This window comes from Pseudomonas sp. MTM4, from assembly GCF_019355055.1.
Classification (GTDB): Bacteria; Pseudomonadota; Gammaproteobacteria; order Pseudomonadales; family Pseudomonadaceae; genus Stutzerimonas.
In genome coordinates, this window is the sequence record NZ_CP048411.1 from 1,584,097 (window position 1) to 1,605,775 (window position 21,679).

23 protein-coding genes are annotated in these 21,679 nt (G+C 61.3%); 3 read left to right on the forward strand and 20 right to left on the reverse strand.

Translation table 11 applies throughout. From position 1 onward, the window contains the following. Positions 1–97: 97 nt before the first annotated feature. The gene (gene ccmB / locus GYM54_RS07140; protein WP_131650123.1) at positions 98–769 is read right to left on the reverse strand and encodes a heme exporter protein CcmB; all 672 of its coding nucleotides are present in this window, start codon (positions 767–769) and stop codon (positions 98–100) included. Next, positions 766–1,401 (reverse strand): cytochrome c biogenesis heme-transporting ATPase CcmA, encoded by a 636-nt coding sequence (gene ccmA, locus GYM54_RS07145; RefSeq protein ID WP_197446021.1) that lies wholly within the window; start codon positions 1,399–1,401, stop codon positions 766–768. Before ccmA ends, ccmB begins: the two co-directional genes overlap by 4 nt. Before the next feature lie 132 nt (positions 1,402–1,533). Here ccmA and GYM54_RS07150 point away from each other — a divergent pair, with 132 nt between their 5' ends. Next, positions 1,534–3,057 carry a flagellar hook-length control protein FliK gene (locus tag GYM54_RS07150; protein ID WP_197446022.1) on the forward strand — a complete coding sequence of 508 codons (1,524 nt, stop codon included), beginning with the start codon at positions 1,534–1,536 and terminating at the stop codon, positions 3,055–3,057. Continuing rightward, the gene (locus GYM54_RS07155) at positions 3,054–3,377 is read left to right on the forward strand and encodes an EscU/YscU/HrcU family type III secretion system export apparatus switch protein (protein WP_131650120.1); all 324 of its coding nucleotides are present in this window, start codon (positions 3,054–3,056) and stop codon (positions 3,375–3,377) included. The genes GYM54_RS07150 and GYM54_RS07155 overlap by 4 nt, the downstream gene beginning before the upstream one ends. On the opposite strand, the gene GYM54_RS07160 is transcribed toward GYM54_RS07155, so the two are convergent. The 15 genes from GYM54_RS07160 to flhA form a co-directional block, all read right to left on the reverse strand. After that, on the reverse strand, positions 3,358–3,798 hold the full coding sequence (locus GYM54_RS07160; protein ID WP_197446023.1) for a rhodanese-like domain-containing protein: 441 nt from the start codon (positions 3,796–3,798) through the stop codon (positions 3,358–3,360). The genes GYM54_RS07155 and GYM54_RS07160 overlap by 20 nt on opposite strands. Positions 3,799–3,939: 141 nt before the next feature. Next, positions 3,940–4,353 carry a DUF2802 domain-containing protein gene (locus GYM54_RS07165; RefSeq protein WP_131650118.1) on the reverse strand — a complete coding sequence of 138 codons (414 nt, stop codon included), beginning with the start codon at positions 4,351–4,353 and terminating at the stop codon, positions 3,940–3,942. Between the two features lie 3 nt (positions 4,354–4,356). Continuing rightward, positions 4,357–4,836 (reverse strand): chemotaxis protein CheW, encoded by a 480-nt coding sequence (locus GYM54_RS07170; protein ID WP_181100870.1) that lies wholly within the window; start codon positions 4,834–4,836, stop codon positions 4,357–4,359. 97 nt (positions 4,837–4,933) lie between these two features. Next, positions 4,934–5,758: a CheW domain-containing protein gene (locus GYM54_RS07175; protein ID WP_197446024.1), complete on the reverse strand. Its 825-nt coding sequence runs from the start codon at positions 5,756–5,758 to the stop codon at positions 4,934–4,936. Between the two features lie 84 nt (positions 5,759–5,842). Then, on the reverse strand, positions 5,843–6,631 hold the full coding sequence (locus tag GYM54_RS07180; RefSeq protein ID WP_131650115.1) for a ParA family protein: 789 nt from the start codon (positions 6,629–6,631) through the stop codon (positions 5,843–5,845). A gap of 89 nt (positions 6,632–6,720) precedes the next feature. Then, positions 6,721–7,548 carry a flagellar motor protein MotD gene (gene motD, locus GYM54_RS07185; RefSeq protein WP_197446025.1) on the reverse strand — a complete coding sequence of 276 codons (828 nt, stop codon included), beginning with the start codon at positions 7,546–7,548 and terminating at the stop codon, positions 6,721–6,723. Between the two features lie 149 nt (positions 7,549–7,697). Then, positions 7,698–8,438 carry a flagellar motor protein gene (locus GYM54_RS07190; RefSeq protein WP_131650113.1) on the reverse strand — a complete coding sequence of 247 codons (741 nt, stop codon included), beginning with the start codon at positions 8,436–8,438 and terminating at the stop codon, positions 7,698–7,700. Further along, complete coding sequence (locus GYM54_RS07195; protein ID WP_197446026.1) at positions 8,438–9,526, reverse strand: chemotaxis response regulator protein-glutamate methylesterase; 1,089 nt, start codon at positions 9,524–9,526, stop codon at positions 8,438–8,440. The genes GYM54_RS07190 and GYM54_RS07195 overlap by 1 nt, the downstream gene beginning before the upstream one ends. Positions 9,527–9,840: 314 nt before the next feature. After that, positions 9,841–12,027, reverse strand: a complete 2,187-nt coding sequence (locus GYM54_RS07200; RefSeq protein ID WP_197446027.1) for a chemotaxis protein CheA — start codon at positions 12,025–12,027, stop codon at positions 9,841–9,843. A gap of 12 nt (positions 12,028–12,039) precedes the next feature. Further along, positions 12,040–12,834, reverse strand: coding sequence for a protein phosphatase CheZ (locus tag GYM54_RS07205; RefSeq protein WP_197446028.1), 795 nt, complete (start codon positions 12,832–12,834; stop codon positions 12,040–12,042). A gap of 23 nt (positions 12,835–12,857) precedes the next feature. After that, on the reverse strand, positions 12,858–13,232 hold the full coding sequence (locus GYM54_RS07210) for a chemotaxis response regulator CheY (protein WP_177493042.1): 375 nt from the start codon (positions 13,230–13,232) through the stop codon (positions 12,858–12,860). Positions 13,233–13,347: 115 nt separating this feature from the next. Further along, a complete protein-coding gene (gene fliA / locus GYM54_RS07215; protein ID WP_197446038.1) occupies positions 13,348–14,094 on the reverse strand; it encodes an RNA polymerase sigma factor FliA in 747 nt (248 codons plus the stop codon). Next, positions 14,091–14,918, reverse strand: a complete 828-nt coding sequence (fleN, locus tag GYM54_RS07220; protein WP_131650107.1) for a flagellar synthesis regulator FleN — start codon at positions 14,916–14,918, stop codon at positions 14,091–14,093. Before fleN ends, fliA begins: the two co-directional genes overlap by 4 nt. A gap of 91 nt (positions 14,919–15,009) precedes the next feature. Beyond that, positions 15,010–16,290 (reverse strand): flagellar biosynthesis protein FlhF, encoded by a 1,281-nt coding sequence (gene flhF / locus GYM54_RS07225; RefSeq protein WP_181100852.1) that lies wholly within the window; start codon positions 16,288–16,290, stop codon positions 15,010–15,012. Between the two features lie 15 nt (positions 16,291–16,305). Beyond that, positions 16,306–18,426: a flagellar biosynthesis protein FlhA gene (gene flhA, locus GYM54_RS07230; RefSeq protein ID WP_131650105.1), complete on the reverse strand. Its 2,121-nt coding sequence runs from the start codon at positions 18,424–18,426 to the stop codon at positions 16,306–16,308. Positions 18,427–18,692: 266 nt separating this feature from the next. Between flhA and sodC the strand changes: the two genes are divergently transcribed. Continuing rightward, complete coding sequence (sodC, locus tag GYM54_RS07235; protein ID WP_131650104.1) at positions 18,693–19,214, forward strand: superoxide dismutase family protein; 522 nt, start codon at positions 18,693–18,695, stop codon at positions 19,212–19,214. Between the two features lie 203 nt (positions 19,215–19,417). On the opposite strand, the gene flhB is transcribed toward sodC, so the two are convergent. Genes flhB through fliQ form a run of 3 tightly spaced genes read right to left on the reverse strand, consistent with a single transcriptional unit; the run spans position 19,418 to position 21,673 of the window. Beyond that, complete coding sequence (gene flhB / locus GYM54_RS07240; RefSeq protein ID WP_131650103.1) at positions 19,418–20,554, reverse strand: flagellar biosynthesis protein FlhB; 1,137 nt, start codon at positions 20,552–20,554, stop codon at positions 19,418–19,420. Between the two features lie 36 nt (positions 20,555–20,590). Next, the gene (gene fliR / locus GYM54_RS07245; protein WP_131650102.1) at positions 20,591–21,370 is read right to left on the reverse strand and encodes a flagellar biosynthetic protein FliR; all 780 of its coding nucleotides are present in this window, start codon (positions 21,368–21,370) and stop codon (positions 20,591–20,593) included. Positions 21,371–21,403: 33 nt separating this feature from the next. Further along, on the reverse strand, positions 21,404–21,673 hold the full coding sequence (gene fliQ / locus GYM54_RS07250; RefSeq protein ID WP_131650101.1) for a flagellar biosynthesis protein FliQ: 270 nt from the start codon (positions 21,671–21,673) through the stop codon (positions 21,404–21,406). Positions 21,674–21,679: the final 6 nt, after the last annotated feature.

Consider the following 21,679-nt stretch of genomic DNA (forward strand, 5'->3'; position numbering starts at 1 on the left):
AGCACCCACTTGTTCGCAATCAGTAAATTCATCGAAGCCGCTCGTCTCGCCCCGGCAATTCGCGTTTCAGTACTGGAAAAATACATCATGCAACCCGTCATTCACCGACGCTGATCTTCAGGCCAGCGGCTATTGCAAAGGGAGTCAGCGTGACTGCCAGTGCAGTCAGGCTGGAAAGCCATAATAGGTGACCGAGCGCAGGCAGTCCCTGCAACGCCGCCTGCAGAGCCCCGCTGCCCAGAATCAGCACGGGGATATAGAGCGGAAGAATGAGTAGCGCCAACAACAAGCCCCCACGCTTGAGTCCGACAGTCAATGCCGCCCCGACTGCGCCCAACAGGCTGAGCACCGGTGTGCCTAACAGAAGCGAGACCAGCAGCACCGGAAGCGCGCTGGCTGGCATGCCCAACATGAGTCCCAATAACGGCGCCAGCAGAACCAGAGCCAGCCCGGAAAACAGCCAGTGTGCCAGCACCTTGGCGAGCACAAGAAGAGCCAGTGGGTGCGGCGAAACGACCCACTGTTCGAGCGAGCCGTCTTCGAAATCGCTGCGAAACAGGCCGTCCAGCGAGAGAAGCACGGCCAATAGAGCCGCCACCCAGATCAGACCGGGCGAGATCGTTTGCAGCAATTGCGACTCGGGGCCGACCGCCAAGGGAAACAAGGCGATGACGATCGCAAAGAACACCAGCGGATTGGCCAGCTCAGCCGGTCGACGGAACAACAATCGGGATTCGCGAGCCAACAGCAGCGTGAACACGTTACTCATGCGGCCCGCTGCCCTAGATCGATTTCCCTGAAGCTCGCCGGTTTTTCGACGAGCGAATGATGGGTGGTCAGCACGACCATGCCACCCTGCTCACAGTGGATCGCCAGATGCTTCTCGAGTTGCGCCACGCCATGCTTGTCGAGCGCAGTGAAGGGTTCATCGAGTATCCATAACGGCGGCGGCGACAGATACAGCCGGGCCAGACCGACGCGGCGCTGCTGGCCAGCGGAAAGCGTATGACAGGGCACATCCTCGAAACCACGCAGTCCTACCGCCTCGAGCGCCTGCCAGATCGCATCGCGGCTCGCAGGCTGGTGCAGTGCGCATAACCAGGTCAGGTTTTCCTCCGCGCTGAGCAGCCCTTTGATACCCGCCGCGTGGCCGATCCATAACAGGTTGCGGGCCAGTTCGCCGCGCTGGCTTTCGAGGTCATGACCGTTGAGCAGCACCTTCCCCGCGGTTGGCTGCATCAGCCCGGACAGCAGTCGCAGCAGACTGGTCTTGCCACTGCCGTTGGGGCCGGCGATCTGCAACATTTCCCCTTTGGCGATCCGTAGGTCTAACCTCTCGAACAGCAGACGCCAGTCCCGCTCGCAGGAAAGCGCCACAGTTTCTAGAAAGGGACTGGACACGCTAGGGCTACCCTCAAGATGGAAGAAGCCCGGCCGCTACAGCGAGATCAGGTCGGGCGGCCGGATTATACATGCCGAGCCCCGGCACCGAAGGCCACAAAGGCGAAAGGTTGTAAGAGCATTTAAGTAAAAATGACCGAGATCAAAAGTACCCCGGCGATCCCCGCCTCCGGCCCGTCTCGCCCGACGGCATCGCCGGCCGAGATGGCGTTGAAACTGCTGCAACCGATGCAAGGATTGCTCGTCGCCGGGGAAAGTGCCGAGGCCGAGGTTGTCCGCATAAAGGAAGCGCTGCAGAGCTTTCAGCTGACGCTGCGCTTGACCTTGGAGAACGGCCGGCAAGCAACCGTCGAAACCAGCAGCGCCAGATCCGCCGCGCCTGGAGCGGCCATGCTCGTTACGGCGCTATCCGACACCCGCCTGATTGCCGCGCTGCAACCCGGCAACCGCCAGCCGCAAAGCAGCATCGACCTCGACCTGCTTCCGCTGGGCACGGTCGTGCAGGGAAAGGTGACGGCCAGCCAGCAGATACAGCAGGACGGCAAAACCCTGTTCAAGGTCGTGATCAGCCTGCTCAACTCCCCTCTTGCCGGGCAGAAGCTGAACGTCGAATCGGCCATGCCGCTCGCGCCGGGTAGTCTAATAACAGCCCGAGTCCAGGGCGATCAGTCCCTGTCGTTCATGCCTCTGAGCGGTCGTCTCGATCAGCTGGTGCTGGGCCAGCAGCTGGCTGCACAACATAGCCGCCAGGGTTCTATCGAAGGGCTGTTTGGCGCGCTCACGTCCAGCTCCACATTGCCCGATCAATTGCGCGGCGCGGCCGAACGTTTGCTCGGTCTGGTTCCGGACATGCAACAGCTCGGCGATGCAAAAACGTTGGCACAGGCATTGGCGCGCAGCGGGGCGTTTCTCGAATCAAGCCTGTTGAGTGGACAGGCGGACGACCTGCCAAACGACATGAAAGCAGCCCTGCTCCGCCTGATTGCCCAGTTGCCCGGATTACCGGGCGGCACCCCGCAGACCGCTATGCAGGCCGGCGGGGCTTTCGGGCAGGCGCTACCGGCTTTTGCTCGCAATGCACTGGGCGCGCTTGGACAACCCAACGCACGCCACCAAGCGCAGAGCTTTCCACTGCCGAACCGGTTGGCGCCAAATGCCGACGACGAGGCTGACCTGGAGTTGCTGCTGAAACTTGCCGCGGCCGCGGTATCGCGACTACAGACGCATCAGTTGTCCAGCCTGGCCCAGACCCAGACCAACCCGGACGGCACTCAGGTCACGACATGGCAGATCGAAATTCCAATGCGCGATCAGCGCGACATCGTCCCGCTGCAGGTGAAGTTCCAGCGTGAAGACGAACCCGCGCAAAACCGCAAGGAGAAACCGGAAACCCTCTGGAAAGTCGAATTGGCCTTCGATGTGGCGCCCCTGGGCCTGATACAGGTGCAGGCGCAGCTGCTGCAGGGCAGCCTGTCGAGTCAGATATGGGCCGAACGCAGCGGTACCGCTGCGCTGATCTCGGCGGAGCTGGATCACCTGCGGCAGCGTCTCGTCACCGCCGGGCTGTCCGTCAGTGAGCTGGCCTGCCGCCAGGGAACGCCACCGCAAGGCCCGCGAACCACTCTCGATCAACGCTTCGTGGATGAAACCGCATGACAGCCCACACACCACGACAGGCCATCGCGCTCACCTACGACGGCGCCAACACGCCCACACTTTCGGCCAAAGGCGACGATGAACTAGCCGAAGCGATACTGGCGATCGCCCGTGAGCATGAAGTACCAATCTATGAAAATGCCGAGCTGGTGAAACTGCTGGCGCGTCTGGAACTGGGCGATGCCATACCTGAGGCGCTTTATCGCACCATCGCCGAAATCATCGCGTTCGCCTGGTATCTGAAGGGCAAATGCCCGCCCGGCTTTTCCGAGCAACGGCATTCACCGGACGTTCCGCTACTCAATGGGCCTGAGCGTTGAGCGTCGTGATGCCGCTGAAGCCATTCTTCTCCTGCGGGAAGTCTGCCAGCACCCAGGCGAAATAGCCTTCTCGGAAATAGAACACCTGCTCGTAACCCCAAGCGACCGCGAGGCGAACCGCCTCGGCGCTGGCCGGACAGACTTCGCTGTCGCAATAGACCACCAGCGGCACGGTTCTAGGCCAATCGGTATGCGCCAGCCCGAGAAATTCGCGAGCCAGATCCATATGCACCGCGCCTTCGACATGTCCCCAGCCCCATTCACGGCTCGGACGCACATCGATAAACACGGCCCCCAGATCATGCAGCTGCCTGGCCTGGAACACATTGACGGTCATCGCCCCTTCTACCGCTACCGGCGCTTCCGCCGCCCATAGCGACATCGGTGCGACCAGCAGACACAGCATCAGAATGCGCAGCATCACATCCTCCTCGCTTTTCTGGGCATGGGTCTGCAACGAACAATGGCAGAACCCTGTCCTAATTTGGAGGAAGCAATAGTCATATCGTTCACTGCTGCGGACATTCGTCACGCAACCGCAACAACGAAAGGAAGGGCGGAGCTAGCTCGGTTTGCGTCGCGCCTGATACAGCTTGCGCATCAGTTCGGCTTCCGACTGGGACAGCCCGCAGGACTGCGTCAGATCATCATCGCTGGCACCCATGCCAATCAGCTTGGCAGCCTGGGAAAAGGTGAAGTTGTTCGGATCGCGCTGCTCAAGCTGAGTGAGCCTTTCAGGCAGTGGCGCAACGACCCGTGACAGTTCGTGCAGATTCTTGCCCATGCGCACGCTGCCATCGAGGTAAGTATCCAGACGTGCGGCAAGTTCCTTGATGCGCTTGTCGCGAGCGGCGTCTTCACGCACTTGCAACTGGGCTTGCTGCCGCTGGCGACGGAACAGCCAGATGCAGAAGCCCAGCAGTGCCAGGCAGCACAGGGCAAGCACGACGACTGCCGCGACCAGCGACGCCATCATCTGTCAGATGCTCTCAAGGTCCGCCCATTCTTCTTCGCTCATCATCTTGTCCAGCTCGACAAGAATCAGCAGCTCGTTGTTCTTGTTGCAGACCCCCTGAATGAACTTCGCCGACTCGTCGTTACCGACGTTGGGTGCGGTTTCGATCTCCGACTGGCGCAGGTAAACCACCTCGGCAACGCTGTCGACCAGAATGCCGACCACCTGGCGATCCGCCTCGATGATGACGATGCGGGTGTTGTCCGAAACAGGCGCCGTGTCGAGACCGAAGCGCTGACGCGTGTCGATCACCGTGACCACGTTGCCCCGCAGGTTGATGATGCCGAGCACATAGCTAGGCGCGCCCGGCACCGGTGCGATCTCGGTGTAACGCAACACCTCTTGGACCTGCATGACGTTGATGCCATAGGTCTCGTTGTCCAGACGGAAGGTTACCCACTGCAGAACCGGATCATCGGAACCCTGTGCGGAAGTCATCTTCATAGCCCCACCTCTTCATATGCCGCTGTGGCGGTCGATTCTATCGGTTATTCAGGGTCTGTTGACGTTTCGTCGCGAGCCCCTGGTTGTGCAATTCGTTCTACGACGGTACGCCCTTGAGATGACGGGTCGCGCCGCTGGCAATCAGTTCGGCAAGCGCGGCCACATCCACCAGCGCGCACATATGATCGATCACCGTTCCGGCCAGCCATGGCCGTTGAGTGCGCTGCGAGCGCCATTTGACTTCTCTCGGGTCCAGGCGAATCGAGCGGCTGACCTGATGCACCGCCAGCCCCCATTCATATCCCTGCACCGAAACCACATACTGAAGCCCCTCGCGAAAATCGTCGCGATAACGGTCGGCCATGACCCAGCGCGCCGTGTCCAGAACCTTCAGGTTGCCGGCCTGACTTGGCAATATGCCGAGAAACCAGGCGGGCTGGCCAAACAACGGCGTCAGATCCTGACCGGCGAGCGGATAAATGGAACCGAGGCTGACCAAAGGCACCGCTAAGGTTAGGCCGGCCACATCGAACAGCAAGCATTCGAAGGGTTCCTCGCCCCACTCCGGCTGGCCGCCTTGTGCCGGCGGGCCACCGGGCAGGTGCGCCTGCAACTTGATATCCGCAATCGGTTCGACCAGTACCGGTGCCTTTTCAGCCGGCGTTTCGGGCGGCAGTTCAAGCAAGGCTTCCGTCTCGACCAGCACAGGCACAGGCGCGGGAATCGGCTCCGGCTCGGGCACGACCTGCCGCAGCGGAACCACCCGCTGGACGTCGCGTTGCTGCTCTTCCAGCACTGCAGCCTGGAACTCGTCGTGGCTGACCGATTCGGTCAGCTCCATGACGGCATCCTGCAGCAGCGCGTCGAGATAGGACTGCAGCGTCTGTTGCGATCGGCTTTCTTTAAGAAGGGTACGGCTCATGAAACCAACTCGTGCGAACCAACTGGATAGGCTATCGGCCACGACCACGGCGAACTTGAACCGTGATCAGGCCGTACGTCGTCTTCAAGCAACCTGAGGAGAAGCCTGCGCGGCCAACAGCGTCTTGAGCAGCGCGCGGTAGGCAATGACTCCTCGACTGTTGGGGTCATGCTGCGAAGGCGTCACACCGGCGCGGCTGGCATCGCGCAGGCGCGTATCGATCGGGATGTATGCCTGCCAGAGATTGGCCTGATAGTTATTGCGTAGCACCTTCAGGGTATTCATCGATGCCTGGGTACGCCTGTCGAACATGGTCGGTACGATGGTGTAGGGCAACGCCTGCCGGCGCGAGCGGTTGATCATCGCGAGCGTGCTGACCATCCGTTCAAGGCCCTTCATGGCCAGGAATTCCGTCTGCACCGGAATGACCAGCTGCTGGCTGGCCGCCAGCGCGTTGACCATCAGCACACCGAGCAGCGGCGGGCTGTCGATGATGGCGTAATCGAAATCCTGCCACAGCTGCGAAAGGCTCTTGGCAACGACCAGACCGAGCCCGTTCTGGCCTGGTGACTGGCGCTCCAGAGTCGCCAGTACCGTACTCGACGGCAACAGCGAGATCCGTTCGTGACTGGTCGGCAACAGCAACTGCCAAGGCAGCCCTTCCGGCACAGCACCCTGGTGCTGGAACAGATCGAAGACGCTGTGCTCGAGATTATCGGGATCATGACCGAAATAGCTCGTCATCGACCCATGGGGATCGAGATCCAGCGCCACGACCCGCTTGCCGGAATCGGCCAGCAATCCGGCGAGTGCGATAGAGGTGGTGGTTTTACCCACTCCGCCTTTTTGATTGGCTACAGCCCAGACTCTCATAACTCGTTTTCCATCCGGATCGAACCAGACCGGGAAAGGCCGTGTCGGCATGACCGACGACGGAGAATTGACGACACCGCAAGCGGCACCTAACGACTCTCACTGGAAGCAGATTGTGTGCCAGAGTGCTGCGCCACTCCGGCAGCGCGGGCATTACTACTCCCTACCCCGCTGATGCTGCGCCGCACATCGAGATTGCGGGAAATGACCAGTATCACCCGGCGATTACGCGCGCGGCCCTCCGCTGTCGCGTTGTCGGCTATAGGCTGAAACTCACCGTAGCCCACCGCGGCCAGACGCGATGGATCGACGCCATCGGCCGCGAGCATCCGCACCACGCTACCGGCGCGTGCTGCGGAAAGCTCCCAGTTGGTCGGAAACTTGTTCGTGCTGATCGGCAGGTTATCGGTGAAACCTTCCACATGTATCGGGTTATCGAAGGGCGCCAGAATCCCGGCAACCCTCTCCAATAAGTCGAACGCATGATCGTTGGGCAACGCATCGCCGCTGGGGAACAGCAGACTGGAATTCAGCTCGATCTCCACCCAGAGCTCGTTGCCGCGTACGGTGAGCTGTTTCGCGTCGATGAGATCGGCGAAGGCCTCTTGCATGCTCTGCATGATGCTCTGTAGCGGGTCGATCGGCTCTCGTGATGATTGCGGTTCGTCTACTTGCGAGACGTCGGGTTCAGTGGTGCGGGGCCGCTCTTCGCCGATCGGGATCGGCTTGACCGCCCGGTCGACCTGATTGAAAACCCCGACAAGCGAGTCGGAGAGGATCTTGTATTTGCCCTCGTTGAGCGAGGAGATCGAATACATCACCACGAAGAAAGCGAACAGCAGCGTGATGAAATCTGCGTAAGAAACCAGCCAGCGTTCGTGGTTCTCTGGCTCCTCATGTGCTCTGCGTCGGGCCATGGTCAGACCCCTCGCAAAGGATACGAGCGGCCAGGCACAGCTACACACACCATCGGAACGGCGGCATAACAGCGATGAGTGGCTGTGATCGGAGCGCTTGCCATGTTCGTTCTCGTGTCTGCGGCGGCGAAATTGCGCGCCGTAGGCGGTCAGTCCATGAAGCCTTGCAGCTTCATTTCTATCGAGCGGGGGTTTTCGCCTTCGGCAATCGATAGAACACCTTCGAGCAACATCTCGCGGTAGGTGGTGTGTTTCTGCACCACGCTCTTAAGCTTGTTACCCATCGGCAATACCAGCAGGTTGGCGAAGGCGACGCCGTAGATGGTGGCAACGAATGCAACGGCTATGCCACTCCCCAGCTGACTGGGGTCGGCGAGATTGCCCATCACATGGATCAGCCCCATTACGGCTCCGATGATCCCTACCGTGGGCGAGTAACCGCCCATGCTTTCGAACACTTTCGCCGCACGGAGATCGCGGGTTTCCTGGGTGTACAAATCGACTTCGAGGATGCTGCGAATCACTTCCGGCTCCGCGCCATCGACCAGCAACTGCAAGCCCTTGCGGGCATAGGGGTCGGACTCGGTTTCGGCGATCGGCTCGAGGCCCAGCAACCCTTCCTTGCGCGCCGTGGCGCTCCAGCCAGTCACCAGGCTGATGCCACGGGCCATATCAACGCGCGGCGGGAAGAATATCCAGCCGACAATCGACATGGCGCGCATGAACACGGCCATAGGCGTCTGCAGCAGTACCGCGCCGAGCGTACCGCCCAGCACGATCAGGGCGGCGGGGCCATTGAGCAATGCCGAGACGTGACCGCCTTCGAGAAAATTACCCCCGACGATGGCGACGAACGCGAGGACCAGCCCGATCAGGCTGAGTACATCCATCAGATACACGCCTCGCTCAAATGGCGGCCGATGTCATCGAGGCCATAGACGGCGTCGCTGAGGTTGGCCTTGGCCACCGCCATCGGCATGCCATAAATGACGCAGCTGGCTTCGTCTTGCGTCCACACCTGGCTGCCGCTCTGCTTGAGCATGCGCGCGCCTTCCCGGCCATCGGCGCCCATGCCGGTCAGCACGACCGCCAATACCTTGTCGTTGAACGCCTTGGCGGCGGAGCCGAAGGTCACGTCCACGCAGGGCCGATAATGCAGACGCTCATCACCGGGCAGGATGCGCACCGCACCGCGTCCGTCGACCATCATCTGCTTGCCGCCCGGCGCCAACAGTGCGAGTCCGGGACGCAGCAGGTCGCCGTCTTCGGCTTCCTTGACGCGGATCTTGCAGAGCTTGTCCAGACGCTCGGCGAACGCCTTGGTAAAGGCCGCCGGCATATGCTGGATCAACACGATAGGAGCCGGAAAACTGGCAGGCAGCTGAGCCAGCACACGCTGAAGCGCTACCGGGCCGCCCGTCGAGGTGCCGATGGCCACCAGTCGATACGCCTTGCGCCGAGGCGCCGCCGACGCCTGTGCGGGGGCTGCGGTGCGTGGCGCCGCTGGAGCCGATCCCGAAGAAGTAGCCGCAGGACGAACTGCCGGTGCTACGGCTGCCGCGGTGCTGCTATAGCGGCGATTGCTGCGCGATATCGTGTTGACCTTCTCGCACAGCAGTCGCTTGACCTTCTCCGGGTTACGGGAAATATCTTCGAAATTCTTCGGCAGGAAATCCACCGCTCCCGCATCCAGCGCATCAAGGGTTACCCGTGCGCCTTCGTGGGTAAGCGAGGAAAACATCAAAACCGGCGTCGGGCAGCGCTGCATGATCTGTCGCACGGCGGTGATGCCGTCCATCATCGGCATCTCGTAATCCATCGTGATTACGTCGGGCTTCAGTTCGATGGCCTTATCGATGGCTTCGCGCCCGTTGGTGGCGGTTCCGATCACTTGAATATTCGGGTCGGAAGAAAGGATCTCCGAGACACGGCGGCGGAAGAAGCCGGAATCGTCCACCACCAGGACCTTGACTGCCATAACACACTCCTAGGGTCTGTTGACGCTTCGGCGCGAGCCGCGTTGCTGCGCCAAATGACGCCAGGCAAGGCGCGGGACGCAGGTAATGGTTGTTCCCTTGCCAAGTCCCGCAACGCCGCATGGCGTCATTTGCCGCGCAACCCTTCGCGCCGGGCCTGTTTTTGCGCGGCGCGGCGTTATTCGTCGTTCATTTGGAATAACCAAACTTCTCTCCTCATGCCTTGCTCCGCGCAAAAACAGGCTCCGGCGCGGCCGCAAACGAAACGTCAACAGACCCTAGCGACGGCGGCCCGCTCGGGGCCGCTGCGAACCGATCAGATCCGGCGCGCGTAGCGCTTGAGCATGCTCGGAACATCGAGGATCAAGGCGATGCGGCCATCGCCGGTGATGGTCGCGCCGGACATGCCCGGTGTGCCCTGCAGCATCTTGCCCAACGGCTTGATGACTACTTCCTCCTGGCCCACCAGCTGATCGACGACGAAGCCGATGCTCTGATTGCCGACGTTCAGAATCACCACATGGCCCTCGCGCTGCTCCTCCTGCTCGGCACCACGCACCAACCAGCGTTTGAGGTAGAACAGCGGCAGCGCCTTGTCGCGCACGATCACCACTTCCTGGCCGTCCACCACGTTGGTGCGGGACAGATCAAGGTGGAATATCTCGTTGACACTCACCAGCGGGAACGCGAACGCCTGGTTGCCGAGCATCACCATGAGCGTGGGCATGATCGCCAGCGTCAACGGTACCTTGATGACCACACGCGAGCCCTGGCCCTTGGCGGAAAACACGTTGACCGTGCCGTTGAGCTGGGAAATCTTGGTCTTGACCACGTCCATGCCGACACCGCGGCCGGACACGTCGGAGATCTCCGATTTGGTAGAGAAGCCCGGTGCGAAGATCAGGTTGTAGCATTCCAGGTCGTTCAGGCGGTCGGCCGCATCCTTGTCCAGCAAGCCTTTCTCGACCGCCTTGGCACGCAGAACCTCGGCGTCCATTCCTTTGCCATCGTCGGTGATAAGTAGCAGGATGTGGTCGCCTTCCTGCTCGGCCGACAGCACGACCTTGCCGGTGCGAGGCTTGCCGGCTGCTTCGCGCTCCTCCGGCGTCTCGATACCGTGGTCGACGGCGTTGCGCACCAAGTGCACCAGCGGATCGGCCAGTGCTTCGACGAGGTTCTTGTCCAGATCGGTTTCTTCACCGACCAGTTCCAGGTTGATCTCTTTTTTGAGGCTGCGGGCCAGATCCCGAACCAGTCGCGGAAAGCGCCCGAAGACCTTCTTGATTGGCTGCATGCGCGTTTTCATCACGGCACTTTGCAGATCGGCGGTCACCACATCCAGATTGGATACGGCCTTGGCCATGGCTTCGTCGCCGCTATTGGAGCCCAGGCGCACCAGACGGTTACGCACCAGCACCAGCTCGCCGACCATGTTCATGATTTCATCGAGCCGCGCGGTATCGACCCGCACAGTAGTCTCGGCTTCGCTCGCCGGCTTTTCGGGTGCAGGGGCAGCTTTGGCTGCCGTGTCCGTTTTGGCCGGAGCAGCGGCGGCTTTGCCTGGCGCTGCCGCAGGCGCGGATTTCGCGGGCGCGCTTTTCTTTGCAGAGGATGCAGCGGCGACAGGAGCGGCCGGAGCAGGTGTTGGAATTACGGGCGCCGCTTCGGGTTCGAACTTACCTTTGCCGTGCAACTGGTCCAGCAGGGCTTCGAACTCGTCGTCGGTGATTTCATCACCCCCTGCTGCAGCAGGCTTGTTCGCCTCGACAGGCGGCGCAGGCGCAGCAGAAGCCGGCTCGGAGAAGTGACCCTTGCCGTGCAGCTGGTCGAGCAACGCCTCGAATTCGTCGTCGGTAATCTCGTCGCTGACAGGCGCTTCAGCGAGCGGTGCGGCCGATGCCGGAATGGGCTCCGCCGCAAACTGGCCTTTGCCATGAAGCTGATCAAGCAAGGATTCGAATTCGTCGTCAGTGATCTCATCGCTGACGCTTGCGGTCGAGGCCTCGGCGGAATTTTCCAGCGCGCCAAGGAACTGCTCGAATTCGTTGTCCGCCGTCGCGGCTTCGGGCTCGGGCTCGGGCTCGACAAGGGTCTCGACGACCGGCTCGTCCCCGGCCGGTTCGGCCAGACGCGTCAGCGCCGCCAGCAGTTCTGGAGTCGCCGGGGTTACCGTGGTGCGCTCTCTAACCTGGGCAAACATTTCATTGACGGAATCCAATGCCTGCAGCACGACATCCATCAATTCCGAGTCGACGCGACGCTCACCCTTGCGCAGGATGTCGAAGACGTTTTCAGCAATATGACAGCACTCGACCAGCTCATGTAGCTGGAGAAAGCCGGCACCGCCTTTTACCGTATGGAAACCGCGAAAAATCGCATTGAGCAAGGCGGTGTCATCGGGGCTGCTTTCCAGCTCCACCAGCTGCTCTGACAATAGTTCGAGAATCTCGCCGGCCTCTACCAGGAAGTCCTGGAGGATTTCTTCATCGGCGTCGAAGCTCATATTCACCTTCCCCTAAAAGCCCAGGCTCGAAAGCAGATCATCGACATCGTCCTGCCCGGATACGACATCCTCACGTATATCGGCATGCATCTGCGGACCTTCACCATTGGAAGGCTCTTTTTCTTGTTTTTTCTTTTCCTGCTCGACGCGCATCGCTTCGCGGTCATGCTGAATGCCCGCTACGCGGTCGACTTGGCCGGCCATCAACACGAGATTGAGCAGGTTGCTTTCGAGCTCAGTGATCAGCCGGGTCACCCGCTTGATCACCTGACCGGTCAAGTCCTGGAAATCCTGCGCCAACATGATTTCACTGAGATTCTGCGACAGCTGGCTGCTGTCGCTCAGGGAGCGTTGCAGATACTGGTCAATGCGGCGAACCAGCTCCCGAAACTCCTCGGCGTTCATATCTCTGCGCATGAAGCGCTGCCAGTCGGCGACCAGGCTTTGCGCTTCGTAACTGACGTAGTTCACCAGCGGCGCCGACTCCTCGACCAGATCCATGGTGCGGTTGGCGGCCTTTTCGGTCATTTCCACGACATAGGAAAGACGATCGGTGGCGTCGGTGATGGGTGACGGATCGCCGCCCGTAGCGCAGGTATCCATCTCGAGCTTGACGATGGCGTTATGCAGCTCGCGGGTCAGCTTGCCGACTTCCTGGTAAAGCCCGTTATTACGGGCCTGATTGAGCTCGTTGAACATCTGTGCCGCTTCGTCGAAGCGGCCCTGCTGCAAACTCTCGATCAGTTGGGGTGCGTGAGCCTTCAGAGTCGCTTCGAACTCCGCCAGGCTTTGGTCTGCTTGCGTCATAGTGCCCTCGCGGCGTTACTGCTTCAGCCGTTGACGCGCTCGAAGATCTTTTCGATCTTCTCTTTGAGCACTTGAGCCGTGAATGGCTTGACCACATAACCGTTTACGCCCGCCTGCGCGGCCTCGATGATCTGGTCGCGTTTCGCCTCGGCGGTGACCATCAATACGGGCAGATGCTTCAGGCGCTCGTCGGCACGGACGGCACGCAGCAGATCGATGCCGCTCATGCCGGGCATGTTCCAGTCAGTGACGAGGAAATCGAAGCCGCCGCTCTTGAGCATCGGCAGCGCGGTGGTGCCGTCATCTGCCTCGGCAGTGTTGGTAAAGCCCAGATCGCGCAAGAGGTTCTTGATGATCCGTCTCATGGTCGAGAAATCATCGACGATGAGGATTTTCATATTCTTGTCCAAGTAAACCTCCGTAAATCCCGAATCCCCAGAACCTGCTCACGGTCTGTTGCGGGCCTCATGAATGAAGCTCGTAAGCGGCCTATAGTGCTTTTTTGCGAATCGATCAGCGCCCGCGCCACTCGCCAAGGCGAGCCCGCAGGCGCGCCGCGCACTGACTGTGCAACTGGCTCACTCGCGATTCGCTGACCCCTAGCACCTGGCCGATTTCCTTCAAATTCAATTCTTCGTCGTAATACAGCGAAAGCACCAGCTTTTCACGCTCGGGCAGGTTGCCGATGGCCTCGGCCAGCGCCTGCTGAAAACGCTCGTCTTCAAGATCGCGGGACGGCTCCGGATGGGCGCTGGCGGCATCCTCTCCAAACTCCCCGTGCTCACCTTCCTGCAGCAAATCATCGAAGCTGAACAAGCGGCTGCCCAGAGTGTCGCCCAGAATGCCGTAGTACTCATCGAGACTCAATTTAAGTTCGGCCGCAACGTCCTGATCTTTAGCATCGCGACCGGTTCTGGCTTCGATCGCCCGGATCGCTTCGCTGACCATGCGTGAATTGCGGTGCACCGAACGCGGCGCCCAGTCGCCCTTGCGGACCTCGTCGAGCATTGCGCCGCGGATGCGGATACCGGCGTAGGTCTCGAAACTCGCACCTTTTCCGGCGTCATACTTCTTCGACGCCTCGAGCAAGCCGATCATGCCGGCCTGCATCAGGTCATCGACCTGCACACTGGCCGGCAAGCGCGCCAGCAGGTGATAGGCGATGCGCTTGACCAACGGCGCGTACTGATCGATGAGTTGGTATTGCGAGTCTTTTGCCTGAGCTTTGCTGTAATACATAACGAGTCCAGCCGCGGTCAGTCGTTAGGCTCTGTGGCGGGCCTGACGAGGCGCTCCACAAAGAACTCCAAATGGCCCCGCGGCGTCGCCGGCAATGGCCAGGTATCCACCTTCTGCGCAATGGCCTTGATCGCCAGCGAGCATTTGGCTCGCGGATAGGCCTCATAAACGGCGCGCTGTTTCTGTACCGCCTTGCGTACCGCCTCGTCGTACGGAACCGCGCCGACGTATTGCAACGCTACATCGAGGAACCGCTCGGTCACCTTGCTCAGCTTGGCGAACAGGTTGCGGCCCTCCTGGGGCGCGTGTGCCATGTTCGCCAACACACGGAAACGGCTGATGCCATAGTCACGATTGAGCAGCTTGATCAACGCGTAAGCGTCGGTGATCGAAGTAGGCTCGTCGGTCACCACCAGCAAAATCTCCTGCGCGGCCCGAACGAAACTCACGACACCGTCGCCAATGCCTGCCGCGGTGTCGATGATCAGCACGTCGATATCGTTGCCGAGATCGCTGAACGCCTGGATCAGTCCTGAATGCTGCAGTGTAGACAGCTGCACCATGCTTTGCGTGCCGGATGCCGCGGGCACGACGCGGATGCCACCCGGCCCCTGAATCAATACGTCACGCAGGTCGCATTCGCCCGCAATGACATCGGCCAGCGTTCGCTTGGCGGTCAAACCCAGCAGTACGTCGACGTTGGCCAAGCCAAGGTCGGCATCGAGCAGCACCACCCGACGACCAAGATCGGCCAGCGCCAGCGCCAGATTGACCGACACGTTGGTCTTGCCGACGCCACCCTTGCCGCCGGTAACTGCAATAACCTGTACGGGATGCATACCCATTTTCACACGCCTATATCTTGCTTGAGCCCTTGGGCCTTCGATGCGTTCAGCCCGAACGCGTCTTCTTTGTGTGTATCACGGAGCAAAGCGTTCATCCGACCTTCCGTGAAGAACCGTTGTACAGACCGGAGAACATGTCGGCCATGGTTTCCTCGCTGGGATTCTCCTCCGATTGCAGGCTCACCGCGCGACTGACCAGCTGATGACTGCGCGGCAGTTGCAGATCGTCGGGGATGCGCGGCCCATCGGTGAGGTACGCGATCGGCAGATGCTGGCTAATGGTGAGGCCGAGCACGTCACCCAGGCTACCGGCTTCATCAAGTTTAGTCAGAATGCAGCCGGCCAGCCCACAACGGCGATAGTGATGCCAGGTCGCCTTGAGCACCTGGCTCTGGCTGGTCGCCGGCAGCACCAGGTAGTTCTTCGATTTGATACCGCGGTCGGCCAAGGTATCGAGTTGCGCGCGCATCATCGGATCATTGGCCGGCAGCCCTGCGGTATCGATAAGGATCAGGCGCTTGCGGGCCAGCGGCTCCAGTGACTTGCTCAGCGGCTGGCTGGGATCGATCTGAATGACCGGCACGTCGAGGATGCGGCCCAGGGTCTTCAGCTGCTCCTGCGCACCGATGCGGAAGTTATCCATGCTCGCCAGGGCGATGCTCTGGGCGCCGTGCTTGAGCACGTAGCGCGCCGCGAGTTTCGCCAGCGTGGTGGTCTTGCCGGCACCGGCCGGACCGACCAGCGCAATGATGCCGCCCTCTTCCAGCGGCTCGACCTTGGTGACCTTGACCGCCTGGGCCAGGTGCGCCAGCACCATTCGCCAGGCCTGGCGCGGCTCGGACACATTCGCAACCTTTTCCAGCAAGGCGCGCGACAGGTCGGCGGGCAGGCCGATACGTTGCAGCCGGCGCCAGAGATTGGCCTGCTGCGGACGGCGGTTCTGCTCGTGGCCCCAGGCAATCGAGCCGAGCTGCATTTCGATCAGCTCACGCAGCCCCTGAAGCTCGGACTGCATGGCTTCCATCGCACGCGAGTCAGCCGCTGCCGGAGCAGCGACCGGCTTCGGCTGAGCGACCGCTGTCGGCTTCTCGTCAAGCAGTTGACGATCCTGGCCAGCGGCACTGCGCGACGGCGCGCTCAGCTCGGCATGGGCGCTGGCGATACGGGCCTGGGTTTTGCGCAGCTCGGCTTCCAGGGCCGCGTTCGGCTTCTTGGGCGCAGCGGGCTCCATCGGGTAATCAAGCATGGCCGTCAGCTCGACGCCGCCAGCGACACGACGGTTGCCCGTGATCACGGCATCGGCGCCCAGCTCGTCACGAATCATCTTCATGGCGATACGCATGTCGGCTGCGAAGAAACGTTTGACCTGCATGGCCTGTACCCTCGATTAATTCTGACCCACCGTCGAAACGATGGTGACCTGCTTGTTATCCGGTATTTCCTGGTAGGCGAGGACATGGATGTTCGGTACCGCGAGCCGGGCGAAGCGCGACAGCATCGCGCGGACCGGACCCGCCACCAGCAGAATCGCCGGCTTACCCAACATTTCCTGACGCTGTGCCGCCTCTACCAGGGAACGCTGCAATTTTTCGGCCATTCCGGGCTCCAGAAGAATGCCATCTTCGGAGCCCTGACCAGCCTTCTGCAGACTGTTGAGCAATATCTGTTCCAACCTGGGCTCAAGCGTGATCACAGGCAGCTGCGGCTCAAGCCCTACAACGTTCTGCACAATTGCGCGGGAGAGCGCGACCCGCACGGCAGCCACCATGGCGGCGGGATCTTGACTCTTGACGGCGACGTTGGCGATGGCCTCGGCAATGGTGCGAATGTCGCGTACCGGCACCTGCTCCTGCAGCAGCGCCTGCAACACCTTGAGCAAGGTGGACAGGGAAATCATCCCAGGCACCAGCTCTTCGGCGAGCTTTGGCGAGCTCTTGGCCAGCAACTGCATCAGTTGCTGCACTTCTTCATGACCCAGCAACTCGTGGGCATGCTTGTGCAGGACCTGGTTCAGGTGAGTCGCAACCACGGTGCTAGCATCGACCACGGTGTAACCGAGCGACTGCGCCTGATCGCGCTGGCCGGGCTCGATCCACACCGCCTCCAGGCCGAACGCCGGGTCTTTGGCGGCGATGCCGTTGAGCGGCCCGAAAACCTGCCCCGGATTGATCGCCAGCTCGCGATCCGGATAGACCTCGGCTTCGGCCAGGCTCACCCCCATCAGCGTCAAACGATAGGCGTTGGGCAACAGATCGAGGTTGTCGCGGATATGCACCGAGGGCATCAGGAAGCCGAGATCCTGCGAGAGCTTCTTGCGTACGCCCTTGATTCGCGCCAACAGCTGCCCACCCTGGTTGCGATCGACCAGCGGAATCAGCCGGTAACCCACCTCCAGGCCGACCATATCGACAGGCGTCACATCATCCCAACCCAGTTCCTTGGTTTCTGCCGCGCGCTGCGCAGGCAGCGTTTCCAACTGCTTCTGCTCTTCCTGCTCGGTTTGCTGCTTGACCTGCTTCTGGCGATGCCAGATCCAGTAAGCACCGCCCGCGGCAACCGCGCCGAGACCGAGAAAAGACATATGCGGCATGCCTGGCACCAAACCCATGGCAATCATGATGCCGGCGGACACCGCCAGCGCCTTGGGCGAGGCGAACATCTGCCGGTTGACTTGCTGGCCCATGTCCTCGGAGCTGGTCACGCGAGTCACCATGATGGCGGCTGCGGTCGATAGCAGCAGCGAAGGGATCTGCGCGACGAGGCCGTCACCAATGGTCAGCAAGGCGTAAACCTGACCCGCCTCGCTGAAGCTCATGCCGTGCTGCGCCATACCGATGCCGACGCCGCCGATGAGGTTGATGAACAGAATCAGCAGGCCGGCGATGGCGTCGCCACGCACGAACTTGCTGGCACCGTCCATCGAGCCATAGAAATCCGCCTCGGAAGCCACTTCGACGCGGCGCTTTTTGGCTTCGGCCTGGTCGATGAGTCCGGCGTTGAGGTCAGCGTCGATCGCCATCTGCTTGCCAGGCATCGCGTCGAGGGTAAAGCGCGCGCTCACCTCGGAAATCCGCCCGGCGCCCTTGGTGACCACCACGAAGTTGATAATCATCAGGATCGCGAAGACGACGATACCGACCACGTAGTTGCCGCCGATCACCACGTTGCCGAAGGCCTCGATCACGTGTCCGGCTGCGGAGCCACCCTCGTGGCCATTGATCAACACCACCCGAGTCGAGGCCACGTTCAGCGCCAATCGCATCAACGTGGCGACCAGCAGGATCGTCGGGAACACCGCAAAATCAAGCGGCCTCAGCGCATAGACACTGACCAGCAGCACGACGATGGACAGCGCGATGTTGAAGGTGAACAGCAGATCCAGCAGGAACGGCGGCACCGACAGCATCATCATGCCCATCATCACAAGCAGCAGCAGCGGCACGCCAAGGTTGCCGCGACCTGCGCCCGCCAGGCCATTGCGAATGTTGATGAGTTGCGTGCGATCCAATGTAGACCCCGGCAAAGCAGACCAAAGAATTGACGCGAAGCGCGCCCTGCCGAGGCTATAGCAAGAAGGAGTCCAACTTGCTCAAGACCACTGAGTTCGGTTCGGGCGGCGCGCACCGTCCAGGACGATGCCGACTGGCATAGCGGTATTCGAACCGACCGGGGACTGGGCAGTCTCACTCCTAGCATCGTCGCCAGCCCGAAGCGTGGCTGACGGTGCTGCGACTGGCGGCCCTGCCGCTTTATTCACCTACCAGGAGTTTTGCCATGAAACAGTGGATTATCGCGGCGCTTGCCGGCTGCACGGCCATGGGCCTGCATGCCGAAACCCTCAGCGTACCGGTCAAGGCCGTGACCGCCCAAGGCGTTGGCGAATCCGTCGGCACCGTCAAGATCGAAAGCAGCCAGTACGGGCTGGTATTCCGTCCCGAACTGTCGGGCCTGGAATCCGGCGCCCATGGTTTCCATATTCACGCAAAAGGCGATTGCGGGCCGGCCGACAAGGACGGCGAAGCCGTCGCGGCAGGCGCAGCAGGTGGTCATTGGGATCCGCAGAACACCGGCAAGCATGGCGAGCCCTGGGGCGACGGCCATATGGGCGATCTTCCGGCGCTGATGGTCGACGGTGCCGGCAACGCCAGCCAGCCGGTTCTCGCGCCCCGCCTGAAAAGCCTTGGCGACATCAAAGGCCTGGCGCTGATGGTCCACAAGGGTGGCGACAACCATTCCGACCATCCACAGCCGCTTGGCGGCGGCGGCGCTCGGGTTGCCTGCGGGGTGATTGAGTAAGAGCAGCTGGAAGTACGTAGCACGTAGGGTGGGCTTTAGCCCTCCAGACCCAGGCTACAGTGCTGCGGTGGCGGTGGCGGTGGCGGTGGGCTGAAGCGGAGCGCCGCCCGGCCCACCAGATTCGAGCTACCTTCCTGCGGTGGGCTGAAGCCCACCCTACGACAACTACGAAGGTTCAAACTCGAACGCAGCTTTCGGGCCACTCATTCATCCCTTCGCAGATCTGGCGGAATCGGCAGATTGCCCAGCGGATCCGGCCGTTTGCCCTTGCCGGAACGGTACTGGCGTAGCTGATAGACGTACGCCAATACCTGCGCCACGGCCAGATAGAGCCCCGCCGGGATTTCCTGGTCAAGTTCCGTGGAGTAGTACACCGCCCGCGCCAGTGCCGGAGATTCGAGTACCGTCACCTGATGCTCGTTGGCGATCTCGCGAATCTTCAAGGCCACGAAATCGCCGCCCTTGGCCACCAGCATCGGCGCCCCGCCTTTGTCGCCGTCGTATTTCAGCGCCACAGCGAAGTGGGTCGGGTTGGTGATGACCACATCGGCTTCCGGCACCGCCTGCATCATCCGGCGCTGAGCGGCATCGCGCTGCAGCTGGCGTATCCGCGATTTGACTTCGGGTTTGCCTTCGCTGTCCTTGTACTCGTCGCGCACTTCCTGCTTGGTCATCATCAGCTTCTGCTTGTTGTCCCAGAGCTGAAACGGCACGTCCACCGCGGCAATCAGGATCAGACCGCAGGCCATCCACAGCGCGCACCAGCCCACCACCTCGGCGCTGTGCATGATGGCCAGATCCAACGGCTGTTTGGCGATGGACAGCAGGTCGTCCTGATAGGCGTTGAGCACCGCCAGTGCCACCAGCAACACCACGAGAAACTTGCCCAGCGCCTTCAGCAGCTCGACCAGCGCCTTGGTCGAGAACATCCGTTTCAGACCGGGGCCGGGGTTCATGCGGCTGAACTTGGGCGCCATCGCCTTACCCGAGAACAACCAGCCGCCCAACGAGATCGGCCCGATAATGGACACGATCAGCAGCACGATCAGCAGCGGCATGATGGCCTCCAGCGCAATCATCCCGCTGCTCATCAGCAGTTGCACCATGGCGCTCTCATCCAGCAGCGTTTCGCGGCTGAGCTCGAAATTGCTTTGCATCATGGCCATCAGGCTACCGGCCAGGCTGCCGCCAGAGGCCAGCAAACCGCCGATGCCACCTAGCGTCACCGCGACGGTGCTCAGTTCACGGGAACGGGCGAGCTGACCTTTTTCGCGGGATTCACGGAGGCGTTTCTCCGTGGGTTCCTCGCTTTTATCGGCACCGCTTTCGCTCTCAGCCATGCGCGGCCTCCGGCAGCTGTGAACAAGACATTGGCATCAGCGTAGTCCGATCAGTTCGCGAAGCATGCCTAACGCCTCGCTGACGAAAGTCTGGTACTGCGCGAGGATATCGGCCATGCCGATCCAGACCACGATCAGGCCGAGCACCAAGGTCAGCGGAAAACCGATCGAAAAGATGTTCAACTGCGGCGCGGCGCGCGTCATCAGACCGAAGGCCAGATTCACCACCAGCAGCGCGGTAATCGCCGGCAACACCAGCAGCAGTCCGGCCCCCAGCACCCAGCCCAGTTTGCCCGCCACTTCCCAGAAATGATTGGTGCCGACCAGCCAGCCGCCGATCGGCAGAGTGGTGAAGCTTTCGGTGAGGATTTCCAGCACGACCAAGTGGCCGTTCATCGCCAGGAACAGCAGGATCACCAGCATGTTGAAGAATTGGCCGATCACCGGCACCGAAACACCATTGGCCGGGTCGACCATCGACGCGAAACCCAGCCCCATCTGCATAGCGAGCAGCTGCCCCGAGACGATGAACAGCTGAAAAAACAACTGCAGCACGAAGCCCAGCATCACCCCGATCAAAATCTGTTCGGCAATCAGCACCAATGCCTGCGCGCTCAGCGCCTCCACCACCGGCACTGGCGGCAACCCGGGAACCAACACGATCGAAATGGCGAGCGCCAGGTAAAGCCGCACCCGCATCGGCACCAGCTGGGTACCGATGATCGGCATGCTCATCAGCAGCGCCGCGATGCGAAACAGCGGCAGCAGGAACTGCCCGACCCAGGCGCCGATCTGCGCATCGCTGAGTTCAAGCATCGGGGCGCACCATGCGGGCGGTGATCATCACGACTAGCCGATGATCAATGGAATGTTCTGAATCAAGCCTTGGGTGTACTCCATCAGTTCCCTGACCAGCCAGGGCCCGGCCCAGATCAACGTCAGCAGCATCACCAGCAGGCGCGGCAGAAAGCTCAGCGTCTGTTCGTTAATCTGCGTGGCGGCCTGGAACATCGCCACCACCAGCCCCACCAGCAGACTCGGGACCACCAGCACACCGACGATCATGGCCGTCATCCACAAGCCTTCGCGAAACAGATCCACCGCAACTTCGGGTGTCATGGGCGT

Bases quoted from the DNA above. Each gene is read 5' to 3' on its own strand.
- ccmB (WP_131650123.1), bottom strand. From the start codon at position 769: ATGAGTAACGTGTTCACGCTGCTGTTGGCTCGCGAATCCCGATTGTTG.
- GYM54_RS07150 (WP_197446022.1), top strand. From the start codon at position 1,534: ATGACCGAGATCAAAAGTACCCCGGCGATCCCCGCCTCCGGCCCGTCT.
- GYM54_RS07155 (WP_131650120.1), top strand. From the start codon at position 3,054: ATGACAGCCCACACACCACGACAGGCCATCGCGCTCACCTACGACGGC.
- GYM54_RS07160 (WP_197446023.1), bottom strand. From the start codon at position 3,798: ATGCTGCGCATTCTGATGCTGTGTCTGCTGGTCGCACCGATGTCGCTA.
- GYM54_RS07165 (WP_131650118.1), bottom strand. From the start codon at position 4,353: ATGATGGCGTCGCTGGTCGCGGCAGTCGTCGTGCTTGCCCTGTGCTGC.
- GYM54_RS07170 (WP_181100870.1), bottom strand. From the start codon at position 4,836: ATGAAGATGACTTCCGCACAGGGTTCCGATGATCCGGTTCTGCAGTGG.
- GYM54_RS07175 (WP_197446024.1), bottom strand. From the start codon at position 5,758: ATGAGCCGTACCCTTCTTAAAGAAAGCCGATCGCAACAGACGCTGCAG.
- GYM54_RS07180 (WP_131650115.1), bottom strand. From the start codon at position 6,631: ATGAGAGTCTGGGCTGTAGCCAATCAAAAAGGCGGAGTGGGTAAAACC.
- motD (WP_197446025.1), bottom strand. From the start codon at position 7,548: ATGGCCCGACGCAGAGCACATGAGGAGCCAGAGAACCACGAACGCTGG.
- GYM54_RS07190 (WP_131650113.1), bottom strand. From the start codon at position 8,438: ATGGATGTACTCAGCCTGATCGGGCTGGTCCTCGCGTTCGTCGCCATC.
- GYM54_RS07195 (WP_197446026.1), bottom strand. From the start codon at position 9,526: ATGGCAGTCAAGGTCCTGGTGGTGGACGATTCCGGCTTCTTCCGCCGC.
- GYM54_RS07200 (WP_197446027.1), bottom strand. From the start codon at position 12,027: ATGAGCTTCGACGCCGATGAAGAAATCCTCCAGGACTTCCTGGTAGAG.
- GYM54_RS07205 (WP_197446028.1), bottom strand. From the start codon at position 12,834: ATGACGCAAGCAGACCAAAGCCTGGCGGAGTTCGAAGCGACTCTGAAG.
- GYM54_RS07210 (WP_177493042.1), bottom strand. From the start codon at position 13,232: ATGAAAATCCTCATCGTCGATGATTTCTCGACCATGAGACGGATCATC.
- fleN (WP_131650107.1), bottom strand. From the start codon at position 14,918: ATGGGTATGCATCCCGTACAGGTTATTGCAGTTACCGGCGGCAAGGGT.
- flhF (WP_181100852.1), bottom strand. From the start codon at position 16,290: ATGCAGGTCAAACGTTTCTTCGCAGCCGACATGCGTATCGCCATGAAG.
- sodC (WP_131650104.1), top strand. From the start codon at position 18,693: ATGAAACAGTGGATTATCGCGGCGCTTGCCGGCTGCACGGCCATGGGC.
- flhB (WP_131650103.1), bottom strand. From the start codon at position 20,554: ATGGCTGAGAGCGAAAGCGGTGCCGATAAAAGCGAGGAACCCACGGAG.
- fliR (WP_131650102.1), bottom strand. From the start codon at position 21,370: ATGCTTGAACTCAGCGATGCGCAGATCGGCGCCTGGGTCGGGCAGTTC.
- fliQ (WP_131650101.1), bottom strand. From the start codon at position 21,673: ATGACACCCGAAGTTGCGGTGGATCTGTTTCGCGAAGGCTTGTGGATG.